General features: G+C 68.5%; 14 protein-coding genes. 7 read left to right on the top strand and 7 right to left on the bottom strand.

The genetic code is table 11. The features are described from left to right. Nucleotides 1–8: 8 nt before the first annotated feature. Nucleotides 9–2,054: a TonB-dependent receptor gene (locus M2421_RS19955; RefSeq protein WP_259210077.1), complete on the bottom strand. Its 2,046-nt coding sequence runs from the start codon at nt 2,052–2,054 to the stop codon at nt 9–11. 293 nt (nt 2,055–2,347) lie between these two features. Between M2421_RS19955 and aroQ the strand changes: the two genes are divergently transcribed. Genes aroQ through accC form a run of 4 tightly spaced genes read left to right on the top strand, consistent with a single transcriptional unit; the run spans nt 2,348 to nt 5,140 of the window. Next, nucleotides 2,348–2,797 carry a type II 3-dehydroquinate dehydratase gene (gene aroQ, locus M2421_RS19950; protein ID WP_259210076.1) on the top strand — a complete coding sequence of 150 codons (450 nt, stop codon included), beginning with the start codon at nt 2,348–2,350 and terminating at the stop codon, nt 2,795–2,797. Beyond that, nucleotides 2,794–3,219, top strand: a complete 426-nt coding sequence (locus M2421_RS19945) for a lysozyme inhibitor LprI family protein (protein WP_259210075.1) — start codon at nt 2,794–2,796, stop codon at nt 3,217–3,219. The genes aroQ and M2421_RS19945 overlap by 4 nt, the downstream gene beginning before the upstream one ends. A gap of 54 nt (nt 3,220–3,273) precedes the next feature. After that, a complete protein-coding gene (gene accB, locus M2421_RS19940) occupies nt 3,274–3,762 on the top strand; it encodes an acetyl-CoA carboxylase biotin carboxyl carrier protein (RefSeq protein ID WP_259210073.1) in 489 nt (162 codons plus the stop codon). A 10-nt stretch (nt 3,763–3,772) separates the two neighbouring features. Further along, nucleotides 3,773–5,140 carry an acetyl-CoA carboxylase biotin carboxylase subunit gene (accC, locus tag M2421_RS19935; protein WP_259210071.1) on the top strand — a complete coding sequence of 456 codons (1,368 nt, stop codon included), beginning with the start codon at nt 3,773–3,775 and terminating at the stop codon, nt 5,138–5,140. 800 nt (nt 5,141–5,940) lie between these two features. Here accC and M2421_RS19930 read toward each other — a convergent pair. The 4 genes from M2421_RS19930 to M2421_RS19915 all read right to left on the bottom strand — a co-directional run bounded on the left by M2421_RS19930 (nt 5,941) and on the right by M2421_RS19915 (nt 9,179). Further along, nucleotides 5,941–6,990: a hypothetical protein gene (locus M2421_RS19930; RefSeq protein WP_259210069.1), complete on the bottom strand. Its 1,050-nt coding sequence runs from the start codon at nt 6,988–6,990 to the stop codon at nt 5,941–5,943. A 121-nt stretch (nt 6,991–7,111) separates the two neighbouring features. Continuing rightward, nucleotides 7,112–7,852 carry a lysophospholipase gene (locus M2421_RS19925; protein WP_259210067.1) on the bottom strand — a complete coding sequence of 247 codons (741 nt, stop codon included), beginning with the start codon at nt 7,850–7,852 and terminating at the stop codon, nt 7,112–7,114. Beyond that, entirely contained in the window at nt 7,852–8,223 is a 372-nt protein-coding gene (locus M2421_RS19920) for a hypothetical protein (RefSeq protein WP_259210064.1), read from the bottom strand. The genes M2421_RS19925 and M2421_RS19920 overlap by 1 nt, the downstream gene beginning before the upstream one ends. Then, a complete protein-coding gene (locus tag M2421_RS19915; protein WP_259210062.1) occupies nt 8,220–9,179 on the bottom strand; it encodes a hypothetical protein in 960 nt (319 codons plus the stop codon). Before M2421_RS19915 ends, M2421_RS19920 begins: the two co-directional genes overlap by 4 nt. Before the next feature lie 171 nt (nt 9,180–9,350). On the opposite strand from M2421_RS19915, the gene prmA reads away from it, so the two are divergent. From prmA to fis, 3 genes are all read left to right on the top strand, one after another. Further along, nucleotides 9,351–10,271 (top strand): 50S ribosomal protein L11 methyltransferase, encoded by a 921-nt coding sequence (gene prmA / locus M2421_RS19910; RefSeq protein WP_259210059.1) that lies wholly within the window; start codon nt 9,351–9,353, stop codon nt 10,269–10,271. 53 nt (nt 10,272–10,324) lie between these two features. Then, the gene (locus M2421_RS19905) at nt 10,325–11,227 is read left to right on the top strand and encodes a DUF3426 domain-containing protein (protein WP_259210158.1); all 903 of its coding nucleotides are present in this window, start codon (nt 10,325–10,327) and stop codon (nt 11,225–11,227) included. Nucleotides 11,228–11,337: 110 nt separating this feature from the next. Then, a complete protein-coding gene (gene fis, locus M2421_RS19900) occupies nt 11,338–11,613 on the top strand; it encodes a DNA-binding transcriptional regulator Fis (RefSeq protein ID WP_038685853.1) in 276 nt (91 codons plus the stop codon). 27 nt (nt 11,614–11,640) lie between these two features. On the opposite strand, the gene M2421_RS19895 is transcribed toward fis, so the two are convergent. After that, entirely contained in the window at nt 11,641–12,627 is a 987-nt protein-coding gene (locus tag M2421_RS19895; RefSeq protein ID WP_259210157.1) for a phosphatidate cytidylyltransferase, read from the bottom strand. Further along, nucleotides 12,627–13,259 carry a lysophospholipid acyltransferase family protein gene (locus tag M2421_RS19890; RefSeq protein WP_259210057.1) on the bottom strand — a complete coding sequence of 211 codons (633 nt, stop codon included), beginning with the start codon at nt 13,257–13,259 and terminating at the stop codon, nt 12,627–12,629. The genes M2421_RS19895 and M2421_RS19890 overlap by 1 nt, the downstream gene beginning before the upstream one ends. Nucleotides 13,260–13,295 lie beyond the last annotated feature (36 nt).

Raw genomic sequence — 13,295 nt, 5'->3', positions numbered from 1 at the left:
CTTTCCCGTCAAAGCCGCATGCTCACCCCGACGTGCACCGAGCGCCCGGCCGAGGGTGAGAACATGGCCTGCGGCTGGTCCCAGAAGAAGCTGTCCCACCACGCATAGGCGTATTCCCGGCCCGTGGCGTTCTTCACTTGTACGTCCACGCTCCACCTCGGGTTGATCGCATAGCGTGCGCTCAGGTCGAGCACGGCGAATGCGCCGTACTTGCCTGCGACGTTGCGCTCCTCCAGGTAATAGTCGCCCTGCGCCCTGCCCTGCATGCCCAGTTGCAGGGACGCCGTGGCCTGGTAGTCGACCCCGAGGGTGCTGATATGGCGCGGCACCGCCGCCACCTCGCGCCCCTGCAGCGACACCACGCCGCTACGTCCATCGCGGGTGATCTTCGCTTCCTGGTAGGCGTGCGACGCCCACACCGTCCAACGCTCGCCCAGCGGCGCACTGGCCTGCAGGTCCACCCCGCGGCGGCGGGTCTGGCCAAGTACCACGGTGGTACCGGTGGCGGGCATGTTGGATATCTCGTTCTCCGCGTCCTGCTGCCACACCGCAACACGCGCCTGGCTGCCCGCGAACGGCACGAACTTCACGCCGGCCTCCTTGCCGGTATTGGTGGACGGCTGCACCGCCGCCTGCCCCGCGGTGAGATACGCCGGCGCGGTCGATCCGGTAAGTACCTGGAAGGTGCGCCCCCAGTTCGCGTAGACGTTGGTCGTCGGTCCCAGCGCATACACCACGCTGAGCTTGGGCTGCCCGATGGTGCCGTAGCGCTGGAGCGGGCCGCTGACGCCGCCGGGCAGGTGGGTGCGGCCGTCGAAGCGGTCCACGCGGTAGGCGGACACGATCTTCAGCGCGTTGGCGGGCTGGTAGATCGCCTGCGCGTATGCGCCCCAATGGGCGAATGTGTGGCGGTCGTCGCTCTGGATGCGTGCGGGCAGCGCGCTGAAATCCGTCGGTTCGCTGTAGCTGAAGCGCTGGCGAAGGTAGCCGTTGTCCTGGTGCTCGTAGTTGATCCCGCCGTCCAGGGTGAAGGTGTCGTGCGCGCGCCAGGTGAGCGTGCCCAGCATACCCACCTGCGTTTCATCCCAGACACGGCGTTGGCGTGGCGCGTTGCCGGTGCGCAGGTCGCTGAAGGTGACCTGGCGGTCGTCCTCGTAGCGGTTGTAGTAAATCCGGGTGGCGGCGGACAGGGTATCGGCCAGCCGAAGATCGGCATGCAGCACCAGTTGGCGCATGTGGCGGTCATCAGCGTCGTTCGCGTTGCGCCGTGCCGACCCGCGGCGATTGGCCTGAAGTTCGGCGGCGGTCATGAAGCCGGGCTCCTCGGCCTGGTGGTGGTAGGCGCGAGCGGTGAGCCCGATGCGCATGCCGTCATCCACGTTGCCGTAGTACCACTTGCCGCCCACCGTGTACTTGCGCGAAGTGTCATGGTCGCGATAGCCGCCCGATGCCTGGGTGCCGACGAAGTAGTTCTGCGCCAGGCCATTGGCCTCGCGCCCGATCGCCAGCTGCGCGTCCCGGGTGGCGTCGCTGCCGTAGGCAAGGCGGCCATCGGTGTAGTTGCCGCCTTGGCGGGTACCGAAATTGACGTTGCCGCCGATGTTGTGCAGGCCGTAGCGTGGGTCGTTGGTGCCGCGAACCACCTCGATGTAGCTGATTTCCAGCGGGAACAGCATGTCGATGAAGCGCTGGTTGCCGCTGTTGACGTTGCTGGGCACGCCGTCGATCAGGGTCTTGATGGCGTTGAGGTAGCCCTCGCCATTGAACGCACGGAAGCTGACCTTGCCGGACTCGGCGCCCTGGCGGGTTTCGGTGAGCTGGATGCCGGGCATCTGCCCCAGCAACTCCCAGCTGTGCTGCACGTTGCTGTCCGCGATCCGGTCGGCACCCAGCACGTCCACCGACGTCAGCACCTGGTGCGCAGTGAGGTGGCCCTCGCTGCGCTGGCGCACATCGACCGTGCCAAGCGTCAGGGCGGAATCGGCGGACTGCGCGTAGGCGCACGGCGCAAGCGTGGCGGCCGCAAGCGCGGCAGCAAGACGATGGGGGGTCATGGGGAACGGAATCAGCGGGAAAGGCGACAAGGTGCGATGTTATAACGTATCCAATACCAATCCCGATAGTGCGCTCTGGGCACGGTCCAGCACGCAGGGTGTGGCCGGTCTCCGGCCAGTCTGCCGGGGACCGTTGACGTGCCCCGGCGGATGCGGGTCCGACGCAGGCGCAGTGCTCGCACAAGGATTCCGGCCAAAATTCAAACGTTCGATTGAAACGCGCGTAACTTCGCCGAACTGGACACGATCAGCAGGTTCCGCCAGACTTCGCCCTTTCCCGCTCCGTGGTCCCCATGGCGAAACTGCTGGTCCTGCATGGCCCCAACCTCAACCTGCTCGGCACACGCGAGCCGGGGGTGTATGGGCACACCACGCTGGCGCAGATCGACCAGGCCCTGTTGGCCCAGGCGCAGGCCGCCGGGCACGTGGTGGAGCACCTGCAGTCCAACGCCGAACACATCCTGGTGGACCGCGTGCAGGCCGCCCGTGAAGACGGCACCGCCTTCATCCTGATCAACCCCGCCGCGTTCACCCACACCTCGGTGGCCCTGCGCGATGCGCTGGCCGCGGTGGACGTGCCGTTCATCGAGATCCACCTGTCCAACCCGCACGCACGCGAGCCGTTCCGCCAGCACAGCTACTTCAGCGACAAGGCGGTCGGGGTGATCTGCGGCTTCGGCGCGGACAGCTATCGCTATGCCATGGATGCGGCGTTGACCCGGCTGGCGGCCACCGCCGCGTGACGACCTTGCCGCGTGCCTTGACCAGCGTGTTGCTGTGGGCCGGCCTGTGCGGCGGCGCCCTGGCCGCCGACCGCAGCGCCGAGGGCATCGATTGCGCGCAGCCCAGCGGCACGATGGAGAGCGACCTGTGCGCCTCCGATGTGGCCAGCGAAGCCGACGCCGCACTCAACACGGTGTACGCCCAGGCGCGCCTGCAGTTGCGCACGCAGGCCGCCGAGGGTGCCTGCACCCACTGCGCGGAGGCGGAGAAGCAACTGGTACTGGCCCAGCGTGCCTGGATCCAACTGCGCAATCACGACTGCGACGCGGTCTACGCCTTCAACGCCGATGGCACCTCGCGCAATGGCGCGCAGATGCGCTGCCTGACCACGCTTGCCAACGATCGCATCGCCCAACTGCGCACTTTCTACGAATTACGTTGACCCGAGCGCAACGCGCTTCCCACCACACTGACACCACGAGCTAAAGAGGCCTCTATGGATCTCCGCAAAATCAAGAAGCTGATCGACCTGCTGGAAGAGTCGAACCTCGCCGAAATCGAAATCAAGGAAGGCGAAGAGTCCGTGCGCCTGTCGCGCGCGCCGGTCTCCGGCTACGGCATGATCCAGGCCCAGCCGCAGATGATGATGGCCCCGGCCCCGGCCCAGCAGGCCGCCCCGGCGATGCCGATGCAGTCGCCCACCGAAGCCTCCACCGGCGGCACCGCCAAGCCGGGCAACGCCCTGCCGGACGGCCACGTGCTGCGCGCGCCGATGGTCGGCACGTTCTATGCCTCGTCCTCGCCGGACAAGCCGGCCTTCGTGTCGGTCGGCCAGGCGGTGAAGGCCGGCGAAACGCTGGCGATCATCGAAGCCATGAAAATGTTCAACCCGATCGAGGCCGATGTCTCCGGCACCATCGTCGCCATCCTGGGCGAAAACGGCCAGCCGGTCGAATTCGACCAGCCGCTGTTCGTGATCGGCTAAGGATCCGTCCATGCTCGACAAAGTCGTTATTGCCAACCGAGGGGAGATCGCGCTGCGCATCCTGCGCGCGTGCCACACCCTGGGCATCCGCACGGTGGCCGTGCATTCCACGGTCGACCGCAACCTCAAGCACGTGGCCATGGCCGACGAGTCGGTCTGCATCGGTCCGGCACCGTCCTCGGAGAGCTACCTCAACATCCCGGCGCTGATCGCCGCGGCGGAAGTCACCGACGCCCAGGCCATCCACCCGGGCTACGGCTTCCTGTCGGAGAACGCCGACTTCGCCGAGCGCGTGGAAGAGTCCGGCTTCATCTTCATCGGGCCCAAGGCCGACACCATCCGCCTGATGGGCGACAAGGTGGAAGCGATCCGCGCGATGAAGGCCGCCGGCGTGCCGTGCGTGCCCGGCTCGGGCGGCCCGCTCACCGACGACATCGTGGCCAACACCAAGATCGCCCGTGAGATCGGCTACCCGGTCATCATCAAGGCGTCCGGCGGTGGCGGCGGTCGTGGCATGCGCGTGGTGCATGCCGAGGCCTCGTTGAAGGCGGCGATCGAGACCACCAAGTCCGAAGCCAAGGCCGCTTTCAGCAACGATCAGGTCTACATGGAGAAGTTCCTGGAAAATCCGCGCCACGTGGAAATCCAGGTGCTCGCCGACGGCCAGGGCAACGCCATCCACCTCGGTGAACGCGACTGCTCGATGCAGCGCCGCCACCAGAAGGTGGTGGAAGAAGCGCCGGCCCCGGGCATCACCGAGGAAATGCGCGAGCAGATCGGCAAGGTCTGCGTGGAAGCCTGCATCCGCATCGGCTACCGCGGCGCGGGCACCTTCGAGTTCCTGTTCGAAGACGGCCGCTTCTACTTCATCGAAATGAACACCCGCGTGCAGGTGGAACATCCGGTGACGGAGATGGTGACCGGCATCGACCTGGTCTGCGAGCAGCTGCGCATCGCCGCCGGCCAGAAGCTGAGCATCAAGCAGAGCGACGTGGTGCTGACCGGCCACGCGATCGAGTGCCGCATCAACGCCGAAGACGCGGAAACCTTCGTGCCGAGCCCGGGCCAGATCACCGCCTTCCATCCGCCGGGTGGCCCCGGGGTGCGCGTGGATACCCACATCTACAGTGGCTACCGCGTGCCGCCGAACTACGACTCGATGATCGGCAAGCTGATCGTGCACGGCCCGGACCGCGAAACCGCGATCGCGCGCATGCGCGTGGCGCTGAGCGAGATGGTGGTGGACGGGATCAAGACCAACGTCGCGCTGCAGCAGCGGATCATGCGCGACAAGGGCTTCCAGGCCGGTGGGCAGAACATCCACTACCTGGAAAAGCGCCTGGCCGAACGCAAGAACAAGTCGATTGCATTGACCTGATCGAGCAGTAACGGCGGCACGGCAGAAAGGCGGGGATTTCCCCGCCTTTTTGTTTGGTTCGTCGCGTAGATGCAGCGCACGCACGGAGTGTTTCCTGCTCGGGGATCGGCGGATCGGGCGCTGGGCGCCCATGCCCTTTGCGGCGACGCCTTCGGGGTCCGCCCGCGGCAGCTCCTTCTCTTGTTATTTCGCCTCAAGCGGCAGTCGGTGGGTTCGGCGCTGAGCCCCCATGCCCTTTCCGGCGAATGTCCTCCGGCCGCGAAGCGGCCTCCCCCTTTATTTCGCCTCCAAGGGCATGGGAGCCCAGCGCCAAACCCACCGACCCGCCTGGCGTCCCCCTGCTTGGCACAGCCGAGCCCCGTAGCGGCCGGTAGGCTCCTGGGCAAAATAAAGGAGGAGGCCGCTCCACGGCCGGGGGACACTACACCAGGGCCTACCGGCCGCTACGGGGCCCTCACGCGCGCGACTAAAACGATCCAAGATCGCCAGCCGATCCAGCATCGCCGGTACTGCCCGTCCACACGCAAAGCGTTGCTCTCACTGCAACCGCGCCTGCACCAAGGCGCTCCCCTCACAGCAGAGACGAACCTTTGTTCGCCCGTGCGAAACGACACCGGGCCGCACGATGGCGGCCCGGCAGTCTGTGTTGCCCGGCGGGTAACGACCGTCGGTCGATACCCGTTACCAGGCGCACTGCGTCAGCGCAGCAGCGCGATCAGCAGCAGGATCGGAATCGGAATGCCCAGGAACCACAGCAGCAGATATTTCATGGTGAATCCTCCTCGTTGAACGTGTGCGGGTTACAGGTCGCGGCGGCGACCGCCCCAGGTGGCGAACAGACTGGCGCTGAAGGCACCGACCAGCAGCGTGATGAACAGCCACAGCGCGGCGTAGGCGGTGGCCTTGCGGGCGTCGTCGGCGGCCTGCTTGGCATCGGCCTTGGCCTTTTCCACGCTGGCGCGCAGGCGGGCCTGCATGTCGGTCACGCGGGCCTGCGCTTCGACCTGGCTCATGCCGGTCTGGTTGGCGACCAGCTGCGCCAGGTACTGCGTGTCGGCCGGGTCCATCGTGTTGGACTTGAGGCTGTTGACCACGATCCGGTTGACCTCGGCGCGCACGTCACCGCCACGGCCCGGGCCCGGGCCGCGTTCGCCGCCCGGCATCGGACGCGGCGGCGGCGGCGGCATCACGCCAGCCTGCGGTGCCGGGGGCGCGGCGGCCGGATCGGCCGGCGGCGCGCCCATCGGTGCAGCCGGTGCACCCGGGTTGGCGCGGAACAGCCCGTCCACCCAGTACTGCAGATCGCCGTTGTCGCCCGTTGCGGCGGGACCAGCGACGGCGGCCAGGCCACCCGCCGTGGTCGCGGCGGCACCTGCCGTTGCACCGGCTACCTTGGCGCCGGCACCGAGCACGCCGCCGATGGCGGTGGTGAGCAGCCCGGCGGTCAGCAGGGTGGCCACCGACCACGACAGGAAGCCGTGCGCGGTGTCGCGGAAGTACGTCTCATCGCCGTGCAGGTTGCTCCACTTGTTGCGCAGCCGGCCGGCGAGATAACCGCCCAGCCCGGACGCCGCGATCGCGGTCAGCGTCAGCCAGGCGATGCTCGACCAGCCGAAGGTCTCGGCCGACACGCCCTCATACGACCACGGCGAGACCGACGACAGGCCCAGGCCCACGCCCAGGATCAGCAGGACCAGCGAGAGGGCCGCTGCGGCGGCGGCACCGGCGAAGATGGCGCCCCAGGAGACGGCGCCATCGTGCGCGGGCGCGACGACGGGCGGCGGCGTGACCACCGCGACAGTCGCGGCGGCAAGGGGTTCGGATGCGGCGTAGTCGCCTCGGGTGTTCATGCGTCAAGTTCTCCGGCACGTGCGCTGCGGATGCAGCCAATACGCGCAGGCTGCGCGTCACGCCGTGAATTGCCCGAGAGCCATAAGCGAAGGCCGCGTGGACGCGATCACAACACGCCGGTCACGCGCGCTGGCACGCGTCCTGCGCGAAGGCGGCCATCACCGCGGCGGCCGGGCCCGGTCGCGCCTGCAGCAGCAGGTGCGGGCCATCCAGCCATTGGCTGGCCTGCGCCGGCAGCAAGGCCGACAGGTGGCGCTGGCAACGCGTGGGCAACAGGCGATCCTGCACCGCATGCAGGCAAAGTGTCGGCACCGTCACCGCGGCTGCGCGCGCCGCCACATCGACGCCGAGCGCGGCCATCGCACGGCCGCGCAACACATCGGCAGCGACGCTGGCCAACGCGGCCCGCAGCGCATCGCGCAACGCGGGCGTGCTCCAGCGGCCAAGCAACATCCACGACAGCGCGGGCATCGGCAATGCGCGCACCGGGGCCCAGTACAGCAGCGACTGCAGCCGTCGCCACGCCAGCCAGGGCGAGCGCGCGAACGTGGTGGAGAGGATCAGGCCGCGCAGGCCCGGTGGCGGTGCAGCGGCGATCGTGAGCGCCAGCGGCCCCGAGAACGATTCGCCCAGCAGCACGTAGTCGCCATCGGTGGGCAGCGCCTGGCGCACCAGGTGGGCCAGCGCGGCGTAATCCAGCGTGCGGTCGACCGGGTAGGCAATCACCGTGACCTCCACGCCCAGCCGCCGCATCGCGGCGCGGAACGCGGCATGCTGGCTGCCGGTCGCGTCCAGGCCAGGCAGCAGCACCAGCCGCAGCGGGCGCGTGGTGGCCACCACGCCCGCCTCGGCGTGCGGCATCAACGCGCGACGTCGGCCGCGGTGACCTGGCTGTTCTTGACCGGCGCAACGCCCAGCGAGGACGTCGGGTCGACGATCACCATGGTCTCGGTGGACCCATCGGGCCAGACCACCTGGAAGGTGCTGCCGGCCGGCAGCGAGGCGAACGGCATGCCGCTCTGCGCGCGGTACACCGCGGCCACCTGGCTGGCGCCGGCGCGGCGCACGTCTTCCGGTGCCTTGACCGAGGTCAGCTGCACCTTGGACAGGCTGCGATAGCGGTCCTCATAGGTATCGATCATCACCAGGCCCACCGCCCCGGCCGAGTACGCCACGAACAGCGCCACCCAGAACCAGAACTTGGCGCCATGCAGGAATCGACGGTAGTTCATCGCCCGTTCCTCTGCTTGATCAGCTTTTCAACCAACGTCTTCATTTTCCCCGCACCTTGCCGCGATACCGCAGCGTCATACACGAAAGTGGCAAAGTCCTGCCCACCGTCCTGCGAACAGATCCCTCCGTTCGCGCAGAAATTGTTCATCAACACACTGTCCGCCCCACACGCCATGCCCAGTTCGCAGGCGGCCAGCCGCCAGGCCAGCTCACTGAACTGGTCGCCGGCCACCAGCCCGTCCAGGGCGCGGTCGCCGCTGGCGCGCTGGCCCATGCCGGTGGAGAGCGCCATGTAGGCTTCGGGGTCGCGCGAGTCCATCACCCGCTCCACCAGCCCGCGCCGGTAAGCAGGCGTGTTCTGCAGCGGCTGGCCTTCGGCAAACAGCGAGGCTTCGGCGGCGAGGTTGCCCGCCTTGGCCGCCTGCAGGCGCTGGGTGAGGATCAGCTGGCGGCCCAGGCCGTCGCTGGAGACGAAGCCATCGCAGCGTCGCGCAACGCGCTCGCGCGCCTGCACCATGATGGGCGAGGCGGTCATGCCCATCCCGCTCAACAGCGCGTTGTCCAGTTGGTAGCCCCCGGGGTCCATCGCATAGGTCGCGCAATAGTCGTACACCCGGCTGACCATCCACGCCGCTTCGGCATTGCCGTTGGCTGCCTGCAGCTGCAAGCGCTGGGCGTAGGCGAACAGATCGGTATCGCCTTCGATATCGGCGCGGATGTCCAGCGGCAGCCCCGACGGGATCGCGTTGCCACGCTCGGCGGTCAACAGTTGGCGCGCCAACTGCTGGGCCTGCGCCGGGGCACTGGCCAGCGCGACCACGGGCGCCGCGTCCACCGCGGCCGGTGCCGGATCGGCATGCCGCACGTGGCCACCGGCGCGATAACCCACCACCCCCAGCAACGCCAGGGCCGGTACGACCAGCATCCAGGTTTTGAGGGTGGGCACGAGCGCCATGCGCAGGACCGGAAGCTGCCGGCGAGGCAACGGAATGCCAAGTCTAGCAAGCGGCCCGAACGCTGTCTGAATCGGCCGCCGGTGCGCGTCTCGCCCACCCCGGAGACCGTGGATGGGCCACGGGGCCCACAATGGTCTAGCATTCACCGTTTTCCGCAGGTAGCCCCGCCCATGCCGTTCCTGGAACTCACCCTCCGCTGCAGCGAATCCACCCAGCCCCGCTACGAGAATGCGCTGGATGATGTCGGCGCGCTGGCGGTGACCCTGCTCGACGCCGATGCCGATACCAGCAACGAGCGCGCGATCCTGGAACCGGGCGTGGGCGAGACCCCGCTGTGGAACGACCTGGTACTGAGCGCCCTGTTCCCGGCCGAGACCAACGCGCTCGCGCTGCTGGCCGCGCTGGAAGCCTTCGACCCCGGCCTGGACTGGTCCGATGCGAGTTTCCGCGCGGTGCAGGATGAAGACTGGGAACGCGCGTGGCTGGACCAGTTCCAGCCGATGGCCTTCGGCGAGCGCACCTGGATCGTGCCGTGGAACCACGACCTGCCCGAGGCCGCCCAGGGCGACGATGCCGCCGTGATCCGGCTCGACCCGGGCCTGGCGTTCGGGTCGGGCACCCACCCCACGACCGCGCTGTGCCTGCGTTGGCTGGATGGCCTGGCGGGCGAAGGCGCGTTGCAGGACCAGACCGTGCTCGACTTCGGTTGCGGCTCGGGCATCCTGGCGCTGGCCGCGCTCAAGCTCGGCGCCGCGTCGGCGGTAGGCGTGGACAACGATCCGCAGGCGGTGATCGCCACCGGTGACAACGCCGAACGCAACGGCCTGCAGGACCGCCTGCAGGTGTACCTGCCGGCCGACGAACCGGCGGCCACCTACCCGGTGGTGGTGGCCAACATCCTGGCGTCGGCGCTGGACGCGCTGGCCGAAGTGCTGGCGGCACGCGTCGCCGCTGGTGGCCGGATCGCGCTGTCAGGCATCCTGCATGGGCAGGAGCAGGAACTGCTGGTGCGCTATGCGCCGTGGTTCGAACAGCTCGAGACCGCGCAGGACGATGACTGGATGCGCATCACCGGCGTGCGCCGCGCGTAAGTCGGCTTGAACGTGATTGAATGGGCGCGACCCTGCTGCCCGGCCCCGACCCGATGACCGAGCCCACCCCGCCGCCACGCCGCCCGCTGGCCACGTTCCTGCGTGCCAGCCAGGCCGACACGCCCGCCGTGGATCCCCCCGTGGAGCCCGCGTCGCCGTCGTCGCCCGACACCGACGCGCCCGCCGTGGCGGATCCGCTCGCCGTGGCGCCGATCACCGTGGGCAAGGACTGGGCGCAGACCGTGGCCGTGTTCGATCCGCCGGCAGACGAGCGTGACGTCGTCGACGACGCGCGCGCGTTCCCCGATGACGTGCCCGAGGCGGCCACCGCCGCCGCGCTCGACGCGTGGGCGGCGCACAGTGATGCAGCTCCCCTGGGAACGCCGGCCGACGAGCTGACGTTGGCGGCCACCGCAACGGGCGAGGCGCCCGCACCGGCACGTGGCGGCAGTGCGCCCAGCTTCATGCGCCTGCCGGTGGCACGCCTGCACACGCCCCGCTGGCAGTGGGGCGTGCTGGCGGGGTTGGTGGTGTTGCTGGTCATCCAGATCGCCGTGGCCGACCGCGCACGGCTGGCCGCCGACGCCGGCAGCCGACCGTGGATCGCCGCGGTCTGCGGCGTGCTTGGCTGCACGTTGCCGGCCTGGCAGGAGCCGGCGGCGTTCAGCATGATCAGCCGCGACGTGCGGCCGGTGCCCGGCCAGGCCGGCGCACTGCAGGTGCAGGCCAGCTTCCGCAACGATGCGCGCTGGGCCCAGGCGTGGCCGTCGCTGCGCTTGTCGTTGTCCGATGCCGATGGCCGCGTGATCGGCACCGGCGTGTTCGCCCCGCACGATTACCTGGACCGTTCGCTGGACGCCAACAGCGTATTGGAACCGGGACAGAGCGCGCAGATCGCCTTCCGCGTGCGCGAGCCGGCGTCGTCCACCGTCGCATTCACCTTCGAGTTCCTGTAACCGGTTGGCACCGCCAGCGTGGCAGCCCGCCCGCGCACGCGCTAGACTGGCCCCCTACAATTCTCCGCCCGGGGCTGCTGTCCGCCCCGGCATCTGCACCGGGAACCTCCTTGAACGCTGTCCTTTCTCGTCCTGACAATAGTCGTGGCGCGCCGAAGCCACCGCTGCGCGAACACGTGGCCCAATCGGTCCGGCGCTACCTGCGGGACCTGGATGGTTGCGATGCCGACGACGTGTACGAGATCGTCCTGCGCGAAATGGAAATCCCGTTGTTCGTGGAAGTGCTCAACCATTGCGAAGGCAACCAGAGCCGCGCCGCGGCGATGCTGGGCATCCACCGCGCCACGCTGCGCAAGAAACTGAAGGAATACGGCATCGCCACCTGATGCCGTGCATCGGCCCGCGGTCGATGCCTACGCGCTCCAGAAATACCGCACCAGGTGGAAGAACACCGGCGCGGCGAAACACACCGAATCCAGCCGGTCGAGCATGCCACCATGGCCCTCGATCATGTGGCCCCAGTCCTTGATGCCGCGGTCGCGCTTGATCGCCGACATCACCAGGCCGCCCCAGAACCCCATCAGGTTGACCACCAGCGACATCCCGAACGCCTGCCACGGTGTGAACGGGGTCAGCCACCACAGCGCCGCGCCCAGCGCGCTGGCCGACAGCACGCCGCCGATGAAGCCTTCCACCGTCTTGGACGGCGACAGCTTCGGTGCGATCAGGCGCTTGCCGATCAGCTTGCCCCAGATGTACTGCAGCACGTCCGAGGACTGCACCACGATCACCAGGAAGGCGAACAGCAACAGGTTGCGCGCCGGCTCCACCCCGGCAAGTCGCAGGTTGAGCAATGCGGGCACGTGCGAGATGCAGAACACGCAGATCATCAGACCCCACTGCACCTTGGACGTGCGCTCCAGGTAGTCGGTGGTGTCGCCGCCGATGGTGGCCAGGATCGGCAGGAACAGGAACGCGTAGACCGGAATCAGCAAGGTGTACAGGCCGTACCAGTCGGTCCACACCAGCCAGTACTGCCACGGCAGTACCACGTAGAACGCCGCCAGCAGGGCGTAGTAGTCGCCGGCACGGGTGGGCGTGAGCGTGATGAACTCGCGCAGTGCGAACAGCGACACCACCGCGAACAGCAGCACCACCCCGGTGCGCCCGAAAAAGAACGCCAGCGCCACCACCGCCGCCATCACCCACCACGCGCGGATCCGCGAGACGAGGTTGGCCAGCACCGTGCTGGGCGCATGCCGGGCGCGCCAGCGCAGGGCTTCGGCGATGACCGTGGCCAGCACCAGCACGGCGGCGATGCCGGCGAACAACAGCCGGGTCTGCGCATGCGTGGACAGCTGCGCCACGTCGCTGGCCAGGCTGGACAACAGCAGCGGCATCATGCGCGCTGCCTGCGCGGCTGCGGATCCAGCGCCATCAGCGAGACCCGCGCGCGCTCCAGGAAACGGTCCTTGTCTTCGTCCGCCTTCAGCCGCAGCGGCTCGCCGAACGTGGTGGTGCACAGCAGTGGCAGCGGCAGCCAGCGGCCCTTGGGCATCACCCGCTTGAGGTTGTCGATCCACACCGGCACGAACTCCAGCTCCGGGCGTTGCCGGGCCAGGTGGTAGATGCCGCTCTTGAACGGCAGCACGCCCTCCCCGGTGTTGCGCGTGCCTTCCGGGAACAGGATCAACGAATTGCCTTCGTCCACCGCCTGGCACAGGCAGGCGATCGGATCGCGCTCGCGCCTGGTCGCATCGCGTTCGATCAGCACGCCGTTGAACACGGCGTGGATCAGGTAGCGGCGAAGGCCATCGCGCTGCCAGTAGTCGGCCGCGGCCACCGGCCGCACCTGGCGGCGCAGGGTGATCGGCAAGGCCGACCAGATCAGCACGAAGTCGCCGTGGCTGGCGTGGTTGCCGTAATACACGCGATGGTCGCTGGAGGGCGCACAGCCCTGCCACAACGCGCGCGCGCCGGTCAGCGCGCGGATCGCGCCGCTGCAACTGCGTGCCACCAGGTCAGCCAGCATGTCGCGCGTTCTCCTTGCCTGCATCCATCATGCGGT

It is taken from the genome of Stenotrophomonas sp. BIGb0135 (assembly GCF_024810105.1).
Classification (GTDB): Bacteria; Pseudomonadota; Gammaproteobacteria; order Xanthomonadales; family Xanthomonadaceae; genus Stenotrophomonas; species Stenotrophomonas maltophilia_AB.
Note: the sequence above shows the minus strand (reverse complement) of the source record. Positions and strands in the feature narration are given on the sequence as shown.